Origin of the sequence: Povalibacter uvarum, assembly GCF_014202975.1 — a bacterium.
Taxonomy (GTDB): domain Bacteria; phylum Pseudomonadota; class Gammaproteobacteria; order Steroidobacterales; family Steroidobacteraceae; genus Steroidobacter; species Steroidobacter uvarum.
Window position 1 is genome coordinate 399,738 of sequence record NZ_JACHHZ010000001.1, and the last position, 18,129, is coordinate 417,866.

General features: G+C 62.2%; 12 protein-coding genes. 8 read left to right on the forward strand and 4 right to left on the reverse strand.

Going from position 1 to position 18,129, the window contains the following annotated elements; genetic code table 11:
• Positions 1-4 precede the first annotated feature (4 nt).
• Entirely contained in the window at positions 5-1,843 is a 1,839-nt protein-coding gene (gene sppA, locus HNQ60_RS01680) for a signal peptide peptidase SppA (RefSeq protein ID WP_184329283.1), read from the forward strand.
• Between the two features lie 84 nt (positions 1,844-1,927).
• Here the strand turns inward: sppA and tdh are convergent, their stop codons facing one another.
• Positions 1,928-2,956, reverse strand: coding sequence for an L-threonine 3-dehydrogenase (gene tdh, locus HNQ60_RS01685; RefSeq protein ID WP_184329284.1), 1,029 nt, complete (start codon positions 2,954-2,956; stop codon positions 1,928-1,930).
• Between the two features lie 88 nt (positions 2,957-3,044).
• Positions 3,045-4,235 carry a glycine C-acetyltransferase gene (locus tag HNQ60_RS01690; protein ID WP_184329285.1) on the reverse strand — a complete coding sequence of 397 codons (1,191 nt, stop codon included), beginning with the start codon at positions 4,233-4,235 and terminating at the stop codon, positions 3,045-3,047.
• A gap of 382 nt (positions 4,236-4,617) precedes the next feature.
• On the opposite strand from HNQ60_RS01690, the gene HNQ60_RS01695 reads away from it, so the two are divergent.
• Positions 4,618-7,320, forward strand: a complete 2,703-nt coding sequence (locus HNQ60_RS01695) for a TonB-dependent receptor (RefSeq protein ID WP_184329286.1) — start codon at positions 4,618-4,620, stop codon at positions 7,318-7,320.
• Positions 7,321-7,326: 6 nt separating this feature from the next.
• On the opposite strand, the gene glpD is transcribed toward HNQ60_RS01695, so the two are convergent.
• Positions 7,327-8,940: a glycerol-3-phosphate dehydrogenase gene (gene glpD, locus HNQ60_RS01700; RefSeq protein ID WP_184329287.1), complete on the reverse strand. Its 1,614-nt coding sequence runs from the start codon at positions 8,938-8,940 to the stop codon at positions 7,327-7,329.
• A gap of 328 nt (positions 8,941-9,268) precedes the next feature.
• Between glpD and HNQ60_RS01705 the strand changes: the two genes are divergently transcribed.
• From HNQ60_RS01705 to HNQ60_RS01720, 4 genes are all read left to right on the forward strand, one after another.
• On the forward strand, positions 9,269-11,746 hold the full coding sequence (locus tag HNQ60_RS01705) for a TonB-dependent receptor (protein WP_184329288.1): 2,478 nt from the start codon (positions 9,269-9,271) through the stop codon (positions 11,744-11,746).
• A 253-nt stretch (positions 11,747-11,999) separates the two neighbouring features.
• Entirely contained in the window at positions 12,000-12,386 is a 387-nt protein-coding gene (locus HNQ60_RS01710) for an RNA-binding S4 domain-containing protein (protein WP_184329289.1), read from the forward strand.
• A 33-nt stretch (positions 12,387-12,419) separates the two neighbouring features.
• On the forward strand, positions 12,420-12,932 hold the full coding sequence (locus tag HNQ60_RS01715) for a (2Fe-2S)-binding protein (protein WP_184329290.1): 513 nt from the start codon (positions 12,420-12,422) through the stop codon (positions 12,930-12,932).
• A complete protein-coding gene (locus tag HNQ60_RS01720; RefSeq protein WP_184329291.1) occupies positions 12,925-15,108 on the forward strand; it encodes a xanthine dehydrogenase family protein molybdopterin-binding subunit in 2,184 nt (727 codons plus the stop codon). The genes HNQ60_RS01715 and HNQ60_RS01720 overlap by 8 nt, the downstream gene beginning before the upstream one ends.
• A gap of 30 nt (positions 15,109-15,138) precedes the next feature.
• Here HNQ60_RS01720 and HNQ60_RS01725 read toward each other — a convergent pair whose 3' ends face one another.
• The gene (locus HNQ60_RS01725; RefSeq protein ID WP_184329292.1) at positions 15,139-16,185 is read right to left on the reverse strand and encodes an XdhC family protein; all 1,047 of its coding nucleotides are present in this window, start codon (positions 16,183-16,185) and stop codon (positions 15,139-15,141) included.
• A gap of 153 nt (positions 16,186-16,338) precedes the next feature.
• On the opposite strand from HNQ60_RS01725, the gene HNQ60_RS01730 reads away from it, so the two are divergent.
• Together HNQ60_RS01730 and HNQ60_RS01735 are read left to right on the forward strand one after the other, a co-directional pair.
• Entirely contained in the window at positions 16,339-16,773 is a 435-nt protein-coding gene (locus HNQ60_RS01730) for a hypothetical protein (protein WP_184329293.1), read from the forward strand.
• A 253-nt stretch (positions 16,774-17,026) separates the two neighbouring features.
• A complete protein-coding gene (locus HNQ60_RS01735; protein ID WP_184329294.1) occupies positions 17,027-18,124 on the forward strand; it encodes a phosphotransferase in 1,098 nt (365 codons plus the stop codon).
• Positions 18,125-18,129 lie beyond the last annotated feature (5 nt).

Here is an 18,129-nt window from a genome sequence, read left to right on the forward strand (position 1 = left end):
TTCCATGAAAGCTCTCGCTGCCATTTTCGGTTTCATCTGGCGTGCACTCGACTCGGTGCGCAAAGTGCTGCACCTGATCGTCCTGCTGCTGATCTTCGCGATCGTGGGCGCAATCCTCTCGCCGAGGATTCCAATCGTCCCGCAGTCGGCGGCACTCGTCATCGCGCCGCAGGGCGCGCTGGTCGAGCAGCTGTCGGGCGACCCGCTCGAACGCGCAGTCGCCGAGGTTTACGGCACCGGTCGCGCGGAAACACTGGTGCGCGATGTCGTCGACTCGATCGAAGCGGCCAAGAAAGACGATCGCATCAAGGCGCTCGTGCTCGATCTCGGATCGATGACCGGCGGCGGCATTGCGAAGCTCGAGGAGATTTCCGCGGCCGTGCGCGATTTCCGGTCGACGGGCAAGCGCGTCGTTGCGATCGGCGAGAGCTACGATCAGTCGCAGTACTACATCGCTGCCAACGCGGATGACATCTTCCTCGACCCGCAGGGCATCCTGCTCATCGAGGGCTACGGCTACTACCGCACGTTCCTCAAGGGCGCGATCGACAAGCTCGCCGTGGACGTCAATATTTTCAAGGCGGGCAAGTTCAAGTCGTACACGGATCAGTTCAGCCGCAGCGACATGGCGGACACGGAGAAAGAAGAAAGCATCGCATGGCTGAATTCGCTGTGGGGCCAGTATCAGGAAGCCGTCAATCGCGCTCGCGGCGTCGAAGCGCCTGTCGTAGGGGCGTACGTGAACGAACTTGCCGCTGCGGCGCGCGAGAAGAACGGTGATCTCGCTGCCGTTGCCGTCGATCGCGGGCTCGTGACCGAGCTCAAATCACGGCACGAAGCCGAGGAGTACCTGAAGACGCTGGTAGGGGAAGACACGGACGATCACAACTACCAGGGCATCTATCACTGGGACTACCTCAGCGCAGTGCGCGCGTCGCACGCGTTGCAGATCGAGGGCGATCGCGTGGGCGTCGTCGTTGCCTCGGGTGAAATCCTCGATGGCGAACAGCCTCCGGGCACCATTGGTTCGGATTCGGCGGTGCGACTGCTCCGCCAGGCCCGCTATGACGATTCCATCAAAGCTGTGGTGCTGCGCATCGACAGCCCCGGCGGCAGCATGCAGGCCTCCGAAGTGATCCGGCGCGAAATCAATGCGCTGCGTGAAGCGGGCAAGCCTGTGATCGCGTCGATGAGCAGCATGGCTGCATCGGGTGGTTACTACATCGCGATGGATGCGGATGAGATCTGGGCGAATCCCGCGACGCTGACCGGCTCGATCGGTGTGTTCGCCGTGTTCCCGACATTCGAGCGCACGCTGGGCAAAGTCGGCGTGTCGACAGACGGCATCGGTACGACACCGCTCGCCGGCGCGTTGACGGTCGAGCGCACGATGAAGGACGAGGCAAAGCAGATCCTGCAGCTGTACATCGACCATGCTTACAACACGTTCATCGGGCACGTTGCTTCGGCACGCGAGAAGCCGCTCGAGGAAATCGACGCAGTGGCGCAGGGCCGCGTGTGGGCCGGCAATGATGCAGAACGCATCGGGCTCGTCGACAAGCTGGGTTCTTACAAGGACGCGCTGAACGCTGCGGCAGAACGTGCCGGATTGGGTAAGGACTACAAGGTCGAATACATCGAACCGCCGCTCGGCTGGCGCCAGGCGCTGGCGGTGCAGACTCAGGCGATGGCCGCGCGCATCACCGCATCGCTGGTTCCGAAGGACGATCTACTGATTTCGGCGCGGAAGGTGCTGTCGCCGATCGAGACGGAGCTGGCGCGGCTGGCGCGGTTCAGTGAGCCGATGCAGGTGTATTACTACTGCGCCTGTTCGGCGCAGTAGGGAAGCGGTTGGCGGTTAGCGGTTAGTTCGGAGCGCGCTGTCGCGCGGCGTCGGAACGACCGGACTCTTGCTAACCGCTGCTGCTCACTTCGTCCAATCCATCACCACTTTGCCCGATTGTCCTTTGCCCATCACGTCGAAGGCGTGCTGGAACTCCGTATAAGGCAGTCGGTGCGTGATGATGGGGCGGATGTTGAGTCCGGATTGAAGGATGGCTGCCATCTTGTACCAGGTCTCGAACATCTGGCGGCCGTAGATGCCCTTGAGGGTGAGGCCTTTCAGGATCACTTCGTTCCAGTCGATGGCGACGTCGTTCGGGGGCAGGCCCAGCAGCGCAACGCTGCCGCCGTGATGCATCGTGCGCAGCAGGTCGCGGAATGCCGTGGCGTTGCCGGACATCTCGAGGCCGACGTCGAAACCTTCCTGCATACCTAGCTGCTTCATCGCATCGTCCAGCGAATCGCGCGTGACGTTCAGTGCGAGCGTTGCGCCCATCTTGCGAGCCAGATCGAGGCGGTAGTCGTTCACGTCCGTGATGACCACGTGGCGGGCGCCCACGAAGCGCACGATCGCCGCGGCCATGATGCCGATCGGGCCGGCGCCGGTGATCAGGACATCTTCGCCGACGACGTCGAATGCGAGTGCCGTGTGAACGGCATTGCCGAGCGGGTCGAGGATCGCGGCGATCTCATCGTCGATCGCGTCGGGCAACTTGAATGCGTTGAGCGCGGGAATGACGACGAACTCGGCGAAGCATCCCGGGCGATTCACGCCGACGCCCACGGTGTTGCGACAGAGATGGCGGCGCCCCGCTCGGCAGTTGCGGCAGTGACCGCACGTGATGTGGCCTTCGCCGGAGACTCGGTCGCCGAGCTTGAAACCAGAGACTTCGCTGCCGATCTCGACGATCTCACCGCAGTACTCGTGACCTACTGCCATCGGCACGGGAATCGTTCGCTGCGCCCAGCCGTCCCAGTTGTAGATGTGCATGTCGGTACCGCAGATCGCGGTGCGCTTCACGCGGATCATCACATCGTTGGGTCCCACGGTGGGGCGGGGGATGTCCTGCAGCTCGATGCCTGGAGCGGCGCGGGATTTGACGAGGGCGTGCATATGAGCGTGACGAGTGACCGGTGACGTGTGACGAGGGTCGAAGCGGACGCGCAGCCTACCGCTTTGATGCTGTATTCAATAGAGCGCGCTACTTCACGACACCCAGTTCGCGGCCGACAGTCGTAAAGGCTGCAACTGCCTTATCCAGATGGGCTTTCGTGTGTGCGGCCGACATCTGCGTGCGGATTCGTGCTTTCCCGTGCGGCACGACGGGGAAGGAGAAGCCGATCACGTATACACCATGGCTCAGCAGGCGCTGCGCGAACTCGGAGGCGAGCTTCGCATCGCCCAGCATGACGGGGATGATCGGGTGCTCGCCCGGCACGAGCGTGAATCCGGCGGCGGACATCTGCGTTCGGAAGTGGGTAGCGTTTTCCTGAAGTCGCTGGCGCAGTTCATTGTCCGCCTCGAGGAGATCCAGTACTCGCAGGCTGGCGGCTGCGATGAACGGCGGAATGCTGTTCGAGAACAGATACGGGCGGGAGCGCTGCCGCAGCCAGCCAATGATCTCCTTCCGGCCTGACGTGTATCCACCGCTGGCGCCGCCGAGTGCTTTCCCAAGGGTTCCGGTGAGGATGTCGACGCGGCCCATGACGCCGCGCAGTTCGTGCGTGCCGCGGCCTTTCGCGCCGATGAATCCGGTCGCATGCGAGTCGTCGACCATCACGAGCGCGCCATAGCGATCCGCGAGATCGCAGATCTCTTTCAGCCGCGCGATGACGCCGTCCATCGAGAAGACACCATCGGTGGCGATCAGCTTGACGCGACAACCGTCCGCTTCTTTCAGGCGTGCTTCGAGCTCATCGAGGTTGTCGTTGGCGTAACGAAAGCGCTTGGCTTTGCAGAGCCGGATGCCGTCGATGATGCTTGCGTGGTTCAGCGCATCGCTGATCACCGCGTCCTGTTCGTCGAGCAGCGTCTCGAAGAGCCCGCCGTTCGCGTCGAAGCACGACGAATACAGGATCGTGTCCTCCATGCCGAGGAAGCGGCTGAGTCGCTGTTCGAGCTCCTTGTGGATCGTGTGAGTCCCGCAGATGAAGCGCACGGACGCCATTCCGTAGCCGTAACGGTCGAGCGAGAGGCGGGCGGCCTCACGGACGGACCCATGGTTGGCGAGGCCCAGATAATTGTTGGCACAGAGGTTGATGACCTCCGCTCCATCAGTGACGCGAATGACCGCCTGCTGTGGCGAGGTCAACAGGCGCTCCGGCTTGAAGAGTCCCTCGGTACGCAACTGGTCGGTATCGCGGGCGAGGCGATTCAGGAATTCTTGTTTCACTTTCAGTGACTTCCGGCGTTGAGCGAGGGGCGCGATTCTGCCACCGCGAGGCCCGTCGCGGGCTGTCGGGTACTTACTGAGCAACCGGTACGGACCCGCGGGTCATCGAAGTCATTCCCGCAGCGCATACCCGGGTTTCTATTGACGATCTCCAATCTGCATTGTGAAAAAGTGCAAATAAGCGACGCGTGTTCTTTGTGGAATGCTCGAGGCCGCTCAAAGCCCCGATACCGAAAGGATTTTTTCAGCTTTTACCCTCACAGGGCCTGCCGTTGCCATTGTGCAGCAGGGTTCTTACTATCAGGCCCGACCTGAGCGATTGCATTACCAATTTTCTAATTAAGAAATCCGGGTCTGTCGCTCGACCCGGCAGGGGGTTCAAGTGAAAACGAAGTACGACTACGTCCGTATGTTGGCCTGCGCAGGGGTTTCGCTGGGTGCGACCTATGGAGTCGGAGCGCAGGAGCAGGAGCCATCGCGCTCGCTTCTCGAAGAAGTCATCGTCACCGCAGAGCGTCGCTCGGAAAGCATTCTGGAAGTCCCGCTTTCCATCACTGCGTACGGCGACACGATGCGCGAGCAGATGGGCATCATGAGCATTCAGGACATGGTGAACTTTGCGCCCGGCGTATCGTTCAACATGGCGACGGACCGCCCTTCGATCCGCGGTATCGCGCGTCAGTCGAACTTCTTCTCGCTCGACAGCCCTGTCGCCAACTACTTCGACGGTGTGTACACGAGCAGCGTGCAGGATGCTCAACGTCGCCCGATCTTCGTCGAGCGCACCGAGATCCTGCGTGGTCCACAGGGCGCATTGTCCGGGCGCGGATCGATCGCCGGCGCTATCAATACGTACTCCAAGCGCCCAACGAGCGAATTCCAAGCTGAGGTAGGCGCCTTCACCGGCAACTACGATCGCTACGGCGGAGAGATGACGGTGTCCGGTCCGCTGCTCGGAGAAGCAATGCGCGTGCGGCTCAACGGCGGTGTTTATCGCCAGGACAAGGGTTACTTCGACAATGTGTCGAGCGGGCAGACCGAGGGTGATCAGCCGAACAACCGCCAGGTCTTCGATCTGCTGATCGACGGCGCGCTTGGAGACAACTTCGAGTACTTTCTCAAGGCTTCGTTCGCCGACTACGACGAGTCACGCCGGACCGGTGTCAGCACGTCGCCTTTCTATGCGGGCAACCTGTCCGCGCCTTCTCCGTATGGTATCGACGGGGCGCTGATGCCCCTCGCCGCGTATGGGCTCTTTCCGGGTTCAGGAGGCGTGCGCCTCGGTGACGTTCCAAACAATCCTGCGTTCCTGTCGGAGGACAACTATCGCCAGTTCGCGAACGATTTTCACAGCCGACAGAAGCTCGATGATCACCACAACTACACCGCGCACCTGACCTGGCATACCGGCCCGGTCGACATCAAGTGGATCGGTGGGCACCAGAACTACCTGTATCAGCAGTGGACGGACTATGACTCGTCGCAATCCCAGGCGAGCTGGAGCAACGACGTCCTGCAGATGCGCTTGCCGGCCACGCCGGCTTTCCCCACCGGACGCCTCGTCAGTCCGGGCGGGACGAATCTCTATCTCGAGCAGCGGGAGTGGTACAGCAACGAGCTGACTTTTGCCTCGACAACCGACAGCAGATTCAGCTGGATTTTCGGCTTGTATCAGTCGAACGAAGACTACTTCCAGGAGCCGTCGACGCAGAGCTTCTCGGGATATCCGGAGTTGAACAATCCGATCCGCTTCATCGGCGGTGTGCCGACGTTCGTCCAGCCAAACGACACGCCCTTCGCCTCCGTGCGCGGCTACTTCAATGGCGAAACGGTCAGCCGCGCTGCCTATGGCCAGATTGCCTTCGACTTCACGGACCAATGGAAGGCCACGCTGGGTGTGCGCTACAACGAAGACGAGAAAGACGTTCGCGAAGCTTTCCGCTACATCGGCAACAATGTGTCGGCAGGCCTTGCGCCCATCCTCGCTGGAGGTGGGCTCGGAGCGCCACGTGCGCTGGATGTGACCCCGGCTTATGACGGCAGTCCGTTGCAGCCCGGCGTCGTCGCCGATCACGGCATCGATCCCGCCGATGGCTACCGCAAGCGCGATTTCTACGGCGAATGGGACGAGCTGACAGGCTCCGTGGGCCTCGACTTCAAACCGACTCCGAATCAGCTGATCTACGGTCGCGTAGCGCGTGGTTATCGACCTGGCGGTTTCAACGCCGGCTTCAACTACAACCCGCCCATGGTCGACAAGGAAACGGTGAACTCCTACGAGGTGGGCTGGAAAGGCACGCTTTTCGACCGGCTGCAACTCTCGACGTCGGCGTTCCTGTACGACTACCGCGACATTCAGCTTTCGCTGCCCGTCCTCGGGCGTTGCTCAGATCCGAACGATCTGTCGACGTGCACGACGCTGAACAGCTTCATCAACCTGCCCAAGGGCGAAAGCCGCGGCGTCGAGATCGAAGCCAACTATGCGATCACCGACAACTGGAGCATGTACCTGAGTTACGGCTGGCTCGATACCGAGATCAAGGAAGGCGTTACCGAGGAAGGGCAGGGCTTCCAGAATCCGGATGACCCCGCGGGGTTGCTGCCGAACGCGAACCGGTATCAGCAGATCCCAAATCAGCTCGACACTTACACCTATCTCCCGCGCTGGACGCAGGATCTCTCCGGCAATTCGCTGGCGAACTCCCCTGAGCATCGAGTGGCGGTGAATACGGCGTATACGTTCGAGTTCGCGCCGGGCAATCTGACTGCGTCGCTCAGCTACGTATGGCGAGCGGAACAGTATTCCGACGTGTTCGAAACCGAACCTGCGATCGTGCCGGACTTCTTCACACTTGGCGCGCGCCTGTTGTGGACCGATGCGAGCGATCGCTACACGGTGATCCTGTATGGCAGCAATCTCACGGACGAAAACGCTGCCGACTCGGCTGGCACAGATCGTCGTCGCACAGGACTTGCTACGCCGACGGCGCCTTCGTCACTGGGACAGGCCTTCTTCCCCACGTACAACTGGCAGCCACCGCGCGAGTACGGAATCGAACTGCAGTACCGCTTCGGCAGTCACTGATACGGACTACGTCGGCAACGACGCGGGGGCCGACCGGGGAGACCGGTCGGCCCTTTGCGTTTCTGCGGTCGATCGCTGTGCGTCGATGGCTTGAGTCAGCGCGTCTTTGTCGGATTGCGTCATGTGCAGTCCGAGCTTCGTCCGACGCCAGAGGATGTCCTCGGCCGACAGTGCCCACTCGTGCCCCTGCAGATAGTCGACCTCTGCGCGAGTGAGCCCTGCGCCGTAGTGCGTGCCCAAGTCTTCCAGTGTCTTTGCGGCGCCCACGATGTCACTGATCCGTGTGCCATACGCGCGCGCGAGCCGGTAGGCGAGGGACCCAGGCAGGAACGGCCAGCGATGTTTCACGCCCTGGAAAAAGATGCCGAAGTCGCGCCGCGGCAAGTCGCCGCCGGGTAGCGGCGCCTGATCCGTCCAGCCCTGCTTCGATCCGCCGATGTAGGGATGCAGCTTCTGCATCGCCGATTCCGCCAGTCGGCGATACGTAGTGATTTTGCCGCCGAAAACCGAAAGCACAGCGGGTTGGTTGTCAGCAGCAGTCAACTCGAGCTTGTAGTCACGGGTGACTTTGGAGGCGCTCGAGGACTCGTCGTCGCTCAGCGGACGCACGCCAGAGTAGGTCCACTTCACGTCAGTTGGACTGATCGATCCTGCGAAGTAGCCGTTGACGGTACTGCAGAGGTACTCGACTTCCTCCGGACTGATCGAAACCGACGCGGGATCCGATTCATACGGCACATCGGTCGTACCGATCAGCGTGAATCGTTCCTCGTAGGGAATCGTGAATACGACGCGACCGTCCGGATTCTGCAGCAGGAACGCGTGCTCGCCGGGGTACATCCGTGGCACGACGATGTGGCTGCCTTTCACAAGCCGGACCTGCGCTTCGTTGCGGCTGCACGGAACTTTGTGCAGCGCTTCTTCGACCCAGGGGCCTGCTGCATTCACGATGGCTCGTGCGAATGCGACTGAAGGCGCGCCTGTATGCCGATCTTCCAGTTGAACGCGCCACTGCTTCTCCTTCTGTGTCGCGCCGACGAAGCGCGTACGCGTTCGGATCACTGCCCCACGTTGTGCCGCATCCATCGCATTCAGGACGACGAGCCGGCTGTCGTCGACCCAGCAATCGGAATAGACGAAGCCATGGCGGATGTCGCTCTTGATCGCGTCGCCGTAGCCGCCGGGCGCAAGGCGCACGGAACGCGAAGCCGCCAATCGCTGCTTCTCGCCGCGACGCCGGCGCAAGCGGCGCGAACCCGGGAAGATGCGACCGATGTTGTCGTAGAGGAACAGGCCGGCGCGGATCTGCCAGCGCGGCCGCAACCCATCGACGTGCGGCAATACGAACTCCATCGGACGAATGATGTGCGGCGCAATACCGAGCAGGCGCTCGCGCTCGATGAGCGCTTCGCGCACGAGGCGGAATTCGAACATCTCGAGATAGCGCAGGCCGCCGTGAATCAGCTTCGTGCTTGCGGACGACGTCGCGGACGCAAGGTCGGATTGTTCGACGAGCAGGACCTTGTGTCCGCGCCCCGCAGCATCGCGGGCGATGCCCACGCCGTTGATGCCGCCGCCGATGATGAGGAGATCGTAAAGAGGGCCGGATGAGTCAGTCATGCGCTAAAACAGCTCGTCGATGGGCGATACATTCCGCGAAGCAGACCGGTCGCACCGTTGACGGCGCAACCGCCGATTGGTGCACTTTCATGTCACAAACAGCGAGTGTTCGGCACGATCCGGCGAACTGCCTACACCAGCAATTCTGCCATGAGGATGCCTTGCACTTGTTCACATTTATTTGCTCTGCTCAACGCAAGTGCGAGGCATTTAACGCCTCTCTACGATTGTGCAGACTTCGTTGCATTCCTAACATCCCTCGCACCGGACCGATGAGTTCGGACAACAAATACCGGATCAGGTAGAGATCCGAACAAGGGGGTTAGGTATGAAGACCAGACATCTCGGTGTGTGGCCGCTCGCCTGTGGCGGGCTGCTCGCGATGAATGGGGTTGCAGGAGCACAGGAGAGCAAACCGCATTCCGTATTGCTGGAAGAGGTGATCGTCACGGCGCAGAAGCGTTCCGAGAACCTGCAGGACATTCCGGTCGCGGTGACGGCGTTCACGGCCGATATGCGCGATCTTATCGGTGTCGAGACGGTGCAGGACATGACGCTGTTCACACCGGGACTTACGTACAACAGCTCCCTCGATCGATTGAACCTCCGCGGCGTCGGCCGCTACACGAACGACTTCGGCAGCGACCCGGGCGTGGCGGTCTACAACGACGGCTTCTATACATCCAGCACGACTTCCGGCAGCAAATCCTCCATGTTCAATGAACGTGTCGAGGTGTTGCGCGGCCCGCAGGGAACTCTGTTCGGGCGCAACGCCGTCGGTGGAGCGATGAACATCGTTTCGCGACGGCCCACTGACGTTTTCGAGGCCGAGCTGCGCGCGGGTGTCGGTAACTACGATGCGTGGAAGGCCGAGGGGACAGCCTCCGGCCCGATCAACGACTACATGCGGCTGCGGGTCTCCGCAGGCAACTACATTCAGGAGAAGGGCTACTTCCGCAACATGCAGGGCGGACCCGGTGAAGGCGGAGTGGAAGACCGCCAGGACTACGACGTAAGCGTCGAGGTCGACATCGGCGAGAAGGTCGACCTGTACATGCGCTGGTACCGCGGCGTGTGGGATCTCAGCGGCCGCAGCACCGCGAGCCAGGCTCCCTATGACTACTATCGCGAAGCAACTGTGCCCGGTGGTCGCGCTTCGCTCGTCCCGACTGCGTCGCTCGGTCCTTCCGCGACCTTCAACGCGGGCGACAACCTCATCCCAGCGGTCCAGCAGTACACGGAGCAGTTGCCCGGCAACGATCGGCGGCTCTACAACACGAACATTCCATCGCGACAGACGCTGACGGGCAGCGACACGTACATCATGCATCTGACCTGGCACACCGGCTGGGCGGATGTGAAGTACATCGGTGGCTACTCGGACTACGTCTACAACTCGATCACCGACTACGATCGCGCCGCACGCGACTTCTACGACTACATTCCGCCAGCGAGCGCGGTCAACCCGCCGACGCCGTCCGCCCGTACCGTGCGGATCTGGGGCCACGCCGCAACCGCGTACAAGGAGATCAAGGAGTACTACAGCAACGAGATCAACCTCACCTCGACGCACGACGGTCCGCTGCAGTGGATCTTCGGCCTGTACCAGTTCCATGAGGATTCGGAGCAGCCGAGCGGTGTGCTGAATGCGATGCAGCCGGAGCTCAGGGCGCCGTTTGGTTCCGCGCCGAATCCGGAGGGTTGGTACTACTACGCCGACGGCGTTCTGGACATGGACTCGTATGCGGCTTTCACCCAGTTCGACTGGCAGTTCACCGATAGCCTGAAGGCAGTGATCGGCGCCCGCTACAGCGAAGACGAGAAGAAAGGCTACGAGCATCATCGGCAGATCTTCTGGAATCCGACGAATCTGACGGCGTTCGGTACGGTCAATCCCGCCGTTCAGATCGTCAACGCGGAGCGCAACGTCGAGAACAAGTGGTCGGGCTGGAGCGGCACCGCGGGCATCGACTGGACGATCTCGGATGACCTGATGAGCTACGCGAAGTACAGCCGCGGCTGGAAGGGCGGAGCGTTCAGTCTCGGCACGATCGCCGCCGACTACGAGGTCGAGCCCGAAACGCTGAATGCGTACGAGATCGGCGTGAAGTTCGGCTCCGACACGCTCGTGACAAACGTCGCCGCGTTCTATTACGACTACAAGAACCTGCAGAGCCCCATCTCCGTCGTGCAGGAGACCGGCCCCAACGTGAACCTCTACACGAACCTCGACGCCGAATCGATGGGCTTCGAAGTCGAGACGACGTGGCAGGTCTTCGACCCGCTGACCCTGATGCTGAGCTACGCGTACATCGACGCGGAGTTCAAGTCAGGGTGCGGCGTATCGGACAACCTCGATCTGCTCGCGCAGCATCCCGATGCGGTTCCGTGCGGCCCGCCGCGCCTGAACAGCAACGGGACGGTGTTGTCGCAAGGCCAGGCACTGGAAGGCAACAAGCTTCCGGCGCAGCCTGAGAACAAGGTCGCCTTCAACGCGAACTACCGGATCGATTTCGCGATCGGTTCGCTGAACCTGTCTGGGACCTACGCATGGCGTGACGAAGTGCAGTCCGGTCTGTTCACCCGCGAATACCGGATGGCACCCGCGTTCGACCAGGTCGATCTGCGCGCGACGTGGACGGACGTCAAGGAACGCTACGAAGTCATCTTCTACGGCCGCAACGTCACCGATGAGTACGGTCTCGACGGTGTCACGGCGGATCGGCAGGACGATGGCACGATTCTCCAGACCTGGAGTCTCACGCCGCCGCGGACTTACGGGGTGGAGTTCCAGTATCGCTTTTGACGAACGGGTCGGCGGTCCACGCGGGCCGCCGACTGTTCGCCGGCGGGCAGAGCTTTCACCAAAGAGACGAAGATTCTCCACGGGGCCCACGGGGTATCACGGGGATCAGAATCGAGAGGGTCCGCGAAGCAAGCATTAATCTCCCCGTGAATCTCCCCGTGCGCGCCCCCCGTGCACCCCGTGGAGAGTCCTTCTCTGCCTCCTGATCTGCGGCGAAATTCCGGGGCTGCGGGGACAGGCGTACACTCGCGCCATGTCCAATGAATCCTCAGCGCCCGGTCTGCGTATCGACAAATGGCTCTGGTTTGCACGCTTCTTCAAGAGCCGTTCTCTTGCGACCGATGCCGTGACGGGCGGGCTCGTGCACGTCAACGGCGAGCGCGTCAAAGCGTCGCGTAATCTGCATATCAACGACCGCTTGCAGATCACTCGCGGGGACTCCCGCATGGAAGTGATCGTGCTCTCGATGCCCGAGCGCCGTGGACCTGCGCCCGAAGCTCAACGCCACTACAGCGAGACGCCCGAAAGCATCGCCGCGCGCGAAGTTCGCAGCCAGTATGCGCGGCTCTCTGCGCCGTCGCCGGACGGGCGACCAGACAAGCACGAGCGGCGCGCACTGCGCGATCTGCGCCGCGGTTAGAATCCCTCGCAGGCAGGCTTCTCCGGAGCACCGATGGAACTACAACTACTCGTAAACGGTGAGCAGCGATCGGTCGAAGCGGATGCGGATACGCCGCTGCTCTGGGTGCTGCGTGAATCGCTGGCGCTCACGGGAACCAAGTTCGGCTGCGGTATCGCGGCTTGCGGCGCTTGCACGGTCCACATCAATGGCACCGCCGCGCGATCCTGCTCGATTCCAGCCGCGGCAGTTCAAGGGCAGGCGATCACGACGATCGAAGGTCTCGCGGGCGGTGCCGAGCGGCATGCGGTTCAGCAGGCGTGGATCGAGCATCAGGTGCCGCAGTGCGGCTACTGCCAATCCGGAATGATCATGGCAGCGGCGTCGCTGCTGGCGAAGAACTCGAATCCGACCGATCAGGACATCGATGCCGAGATCACCAATCTCTGTCGTTGCGGTACTTACGAGCGTATCCGGCGCGCCATTCATGCCGCGGCCCTGAATATTTCCCGAGGAGATGTCGAAGCGACCCGCGGGGAAGAGTCGAAGGAGGCGCGCCATGGGTAAGTGGACACGCCGTGCGGTCATCACGGCCGGCAGCCTCGTTGGCGGAGGTCTCGCACTCGGCGTCGGCGGCATTGCGTTCGCACCGAATCGAATCGGCATTCTGTCGAAAGGCGACGGCAAGGAAGCGGCACAGCTGACGACGTGGCTGAAGATCGCGCCGGACAATATGGTGACTGCGATCGTGCCTCACTGCGAGATGGGGCAGGGTGTGCACACGGCGCTCACCATGATGCTCGCCGAGGAGCTCGATGCGGACTGGAATCTCGTGCGCATGGAAGAAGCGCCGGCAGAGGAAATCTATGCGAATGGCTACATTGCCCGCGCCTTCGTTCCTGGCCTGAGTGATGTACCGAAATTTACCGAGCGTTTCGTGGACTGGGGCACCTACCGACTGACGCGTCTCATGGACTTGCAGGTCACCGGCGGCAGCAGCTCCGTGCGCGGAACGGGATTTCTCGGCATGCGAGTCGCAGGCGGCGCTGCGCGCACGATGTTGATCGAAGCGGCGGCGAAGCGCTGGAACGTGCCGGTCGGCGAGTGCGAAACGAAGCTGTCTAGCGTGATCCATCCGGGATCGAGCCGAAGCGCGACCTACGGCGAGCTTGCGGCGGACGCGGCGAAGCTCGATCCGCCTGTTCATCCGCAACTGAAGTCTGCGGACAAATACACGATCGTCGGCAAGCCGATTCCTCGTATCGATATTCCTTCGAAAGTGGATGGCAGCGCGAAGTACGGCATCGATGTCGCTATACCTGGCATGTTGTACGCGACGGTTGCAGCGGCGCCGGTCTTTGGCGCGCAACTCGGCTCGGTGGATGCGACGCCGATCGCGAATCTGCCCGGCGTCAAGAAGGTCGTGAAGCTCGACAACGCTGTTGCCGTCGTTGCTGACAGCTACTGGCGCGCGCTCAAAGCACTGCGCACCCTGATTCCAACGTTCACTGAAACGACGCAGCGCAAGGAGAACAGTGAAACGCTGGCGTCGACCATTGGCCGCGCACTGGAAGGCGATGAGTCAAAGAAGATCTTCTCGAGTGGCGACGCAGCCGCGACGATCGGCGGAGCGGCGAAGGCGATCGAAGCCGAATATCGCGTGCCATTCCTTGCGCACGCGACGATGGAGCCCATGAATGCGACGGCCCGGATCGCCAACGACCGTTGCGAGGTCTGGACCGGCGTGCAGGATCCGCTTGCCGCGAGGAAGGTCGCAGCCGATGCGTCAGGACTCGATGCGGATCAGGTGACGCTCTACAACCAGCAGCTCGGCGGCGGATTCGGCCGGCGCTTGCCGGGTGCTCACGATTTCGTCGATCAGGCGGTGCGCATCGCCAAAGAGATGTCGCCGGCACCGGTCAAGCTGATCTGGAGTCGTGAAGAGGACATTCAGCACGACTACTACCGGCCCGCCGTGATCGGTCGTTACAAGGGCGCTGTGGATTCCAAAGCGGCGCCGATCGTCTGGATATCAAAGTTCAATGGTGCGGGCGGCGAAGCTGCGCATGTTCCGTATGCCATAGCGCATCAGGACATTCGCGCCGTCAAATTCGGTTCGCACGTCCGCCAGGGGTCGTGGCGGTCGGTCGAACATTCCCAGCACGGCTTCTTCACCGAGAGTTTCATCGATGAGCTCGCGCATGCAGCGGGCAAAGAGCCTTATGAGTTTCGTCGCGGGCTGCTCGAGCATGCGCCCCGGCACCGCGCTGTGCTCGAGAAGGCGGCGTGGATTTCCGGATGGGGCGCTGCGCCCGCAGCCGGTCGTGCGCGCGGCATCGCATTGGTGGAAAGTTTCGGTTCGATCGTCGCGGAAGTAGCGGAAGTCGAGATCGTTGACGGCCGCATCAAGGTCCACAACGTCTGGGCTGCGGTCGACTGCGGTTACGTGGTGAATCCGGATACTGCAACGGCGCAAATCGAGGGCGGCATCATCTTCGGTCTGTCGGCGGCTGTGTTCAACGAGATCACCATTCAGGACGGCCGCGTCGCGCAGAGCAATTTCAACGATTTCCCGCTGCCGAAGATCGCGGATGCGCCGCGAATCAAGGTCGAGTTCATTCAGTCGAACGCGGCGCTGGGGGGGCTCGGCGAACCAGGCGTCCCGCCGATTGCGCCGGCGGTTGCGAATGCGGTGTTTGCGCTGACGGGGAAGCGAGTCAGGTCGCTGCCGTTGAAGGTTTAGCCGGATTCCGGCACCAGGAAGACACGCTCATCACGCATTCCTGAACGACCCGCCGGATCTCTTCGCCAGCACCGCCTGAATCTCCGCAACGATCGCGAGCGCAATCGCCTCCGGCGTGCGTGCACCGATGTCCAGACCGATCGGTCCGTAAAGACGATCGCCGAACTGATGAGACTTCTCGCCGATGTCCGCCATGAGACGGGCACGACGTGGGGCAGGGCCCAGCAGACCAATATACGGAATGGTGCTGTCGGCGAGCGAGCGCAAATAGGCTTCGTCTGAAGTGAGGTGATGGCTCATCACGACCGCCGCGTCGTAGTGAGCGTGCTGCAGGAACTCGCTCAACGTTCCCGCGGGACGCAGATCGACGCGATGCGCCCTCGGAAATCGCTCGGCCAGCGCATAAGCGGGGCGATGATCGAGCACAGTCACGCTCCAGCCCATGAGTCCCGCGATCTCGACGAGTGGCATCGCGTCCGGGCCGGCGCCCAGCAGCAGCAGCCTCAGCGGCAATTCGACAGGGACGATCAGGAACGTCGCGTTCTCGCCGTCGATCGTCATTGCCGCGTGAGGCGATTGAGTGAGCGTGAGGCGTACGGAGGCCGGAGCCGCGTCGGCTGCCTCGCTTCTGAATGCGGCGCCAAGCGGATACGTCGGGTTGCTGCTCGCGATGACGAACGCGACAGCACCGGGCCGGTCGTTCTTGCGGCACTCGTCTGAGAAAGCAAACGGCTGGTAGTCGTTTGAAGCATCGAGGCGCGTCAGCAGGATGCGCATCGCGCCTTCGCAACCCAGGCCGATGCCCCAGAGAATGTCGTCGGAACTGCGTGTGTCGTACTCGGCGATGAGCGCCTCGCCCGTATCGATCACGCGCCGTGCACGTTCGACCAGATCCGCTTCCAGGCATCCGCCGCTGAGCAGTCCCGCCGCACTGCCGTCGGCGGAAATCAGCATCTGCGCGCCGGCCTTGCGATATGTCGAGCCGATCGTCTGCGCGACCGTTGCGAGAACCAGTGCTCGGCGACTGTCGCGGTACTCGTGAAAGAATTCGGTCAGCGATACGGGCCTGTGATTCATGCGCGGCATTCTGACATGCACGCCCCTGATGACGTCCAGCAGGGCAAGCGATCAGGCAAACCCTGCGATTCGCCTTGCGATTCACGGGCCCCGTTCAGCGCTTGTTAGACTTCGACCGTCCACCATCTGCACACAAGAACAGCAGCGGAGATCATGAACATGCGTCGATGGATTGCGAGGATGGCTCTGGTTGCGCTGGCGATCGGTCCGGCGACTTCGTTCGCGGCAAACGTCAGCTGCAGCATGACATTCCAGATGAAGGGCTGGTCCGCCTTCTACAAGACCGCCAGCGGCACGGGATCGGTCCGCTGTACGAATGGCCAGACGGCGACCGTGAAGCTCGAGGCCAAGGGCGGCGGGCTCACCTTCGGCAAGTCGAGCATCGAGAACGGCAACGGCGAGTTCTCCGGCGTCGCCAGCATCAATGAGATCTTCGGTTCGTACGTCGAGGCGGAGGCGCATGCAGGCGCCGTGAAATCGTCCAAGGCCAGCGTGATGACCAAGGGCGAGGTCAGTCTGGCGCTGAGCGGCACCGGTCGGGGATGGGACCTGGGAGTCGCCTTCGGGAAGCTGACAATTTCCCGCTGAGACCCTCGTTGTGGGTCCGACTTTGGTCGGACCCACAGGAGGCGAGAGGCCCCGCCGTTCCGCGCTGCGGCCGCAGTACCCCCTGTTCATTTTTCTTTACCCCATCCTCTCGGGGCGCGAATACAATGCCTTGCCCGGCAGGACAGGATTCCAGCAAGCAGTACCCAGCCTGATCGCGGCACTTCCTGACTTTTCGAATTAGCGGTACCGCGCTGCGCGGGCGTTCGCCACCGATTTCTCACGATCGGTCTTGATGACAGGGGCATCGACACCATTGGCCACAGCCGCATCCAGCCAGCGCGATTCCGACGTCGTCGTCGTCGACGTGCTGCCTCAGCACCGCTTCGATGAAGCGCCGCTCTGGCGTTATCTCGAGCAGCATCTGCCGGACTTCGCGGGACCGGCGACCCTGCGCCAGTTTCAGGGCGGGCAATCGAATCCCACGTTCCTGATCGAAACGCCGGCACGCAAGTACGTTCTTCGCAAGAAGCCGCCGGGCAAGCTGCTGCCGTCCGCGCATCTCATCGAGCGGGAGTACCGCATTCTCAGGGCTTTGCCTTCCGACCAGGTGCCGCTGCCCCGCGCGCGTCTGCTATGCGAAGACGCTTCGATCATCGGCACCCCGTTCTATGTGATGGATCATGTCGAGGGCCGCGTCATCACTGGTGTGACCTTGCCGCAGTTGTCGCCGGCAGATCGCGGGGCCGTCTACGCGGATTTCGCTCGCGTCGCCGCAGCGCTGCACACGGTCGACTATCGTGCCTGCGGGCTCGAGGACTTCGGCAAGCCCAACGGCTACGTCGCGCGTCAGCTCGATCGCTGGAGCAAGCAGTACGTCGCGTCGAAGACTGATGAGAATCCCGACATGGACCGGCTCATCGCCTGGCTCGCGGATCATCAGCCAAAGCAGGACGAGACTGCGATCGCCCACGGCGACTTCCGCATCGGCAACACGATCCTGCATCCGACCGAGCCGAGGATCATCGCGTTGCTCGACTGGGAACTGGCGACGCTGGGGCATCCGCTGGCCGACCTCGCTTACGCGTGCATGTACTACCACATGCCTTCGCGGAACGAGGTGGGTGGCGGACTCGCCGGGCTCGATCTCGCACCGCTCGGTATTCCATCGGAGTCTGAATTCCTTGCGATTTACCAGCGCCACGCGGGCCGAGCGGAAATCCCCGACTGGTCCTTCTTCCTCGCGTTCTCGTATTTCCGTATGGCGGCGATCACGCAGGGGGTGTATGCCCGCGCCTTGCAGGGCAACGCCGCCGATGAGCGTGCGATCGGCTACGGCGAGACCGCGAAGATCTTCGCGGGTATCGGCTGGAATCTCGCCCAAAGACACTAACTGCT

Excerpts from the sequence above, each read along its gene's own strand:
- HNQ60_RS01735 (WP_184329294.1), top strand. The coding sequence starts at position 17,027 with ATGACAGGGGCATCGACACCATTGGCCACAGCCGCATCCAGCCAGCGC.
- glpD (WP_184329287.1), bottom strand. The coding sequence starts at position 8,940 with ATGACTGACTCATCCGGCCCTCTTTACGATCTCCTCATCATCGGCGGC.
- HNQ60_RS01710 (WP_184329289.1), top strand. The coding sequence starts at position 12,000 with ATGTCCAATGAATCCTCAGCGCCCGGTCTGCGTATCGACAAATGGCTC.
- HNQ60_RS01715 (WP_184329290.1), top strand. The coding sequence starts at position 12,420 with ATGGAACTACAACTACTCGTAAACGGTGAGCAGCGATCGGTCGAAGCG.
- HNQ60_RS01720 (WP_184329291.1), top strand. The coding sequence starts at position 12,925 with ATGGGTAAGTGGACACGCCGTGCGGTCATCACGGCCGGCAGCCTCGTT.
- HNQ60_RS01705 (WP_184329288.1), top strand. The coding sequence starts at position 9,269 with ATGAAGACCAGACATCTCGGTGTGTGGCCGCTCGCCTGTGGCGGGCTG.
- sppA (WP_184329283.1), top strand. The coding sequence starts at position 5 with ATGAAAGCTCTCGCTGCCATTTTCGGTTTCATCTGGCGTGCACTCGAC.
- tdh (WP_184329284.1), bottom strand. The coding sequence starts at position 2,956 with ATGCACGCCCTCGTCAAATCCCGCGCCGCTCCAGGCATCGAGCTGCAG.
- HNQ60_RS01725 (WP_184329292.1), bottom strand. The coding sequence starts at position 16,185 with ATGAATCACAGGCCCGTATCGCTGACCGAATTCTTTCACGAGTACCGC.
- HNQ60_RS01730 (WP_184329293.1), top strand. The coding sequence starts at position 16,339 with ATGAACATGCGTCGATGGATTGCGAGGATGGCTCTGGTTGCGCTGGCG.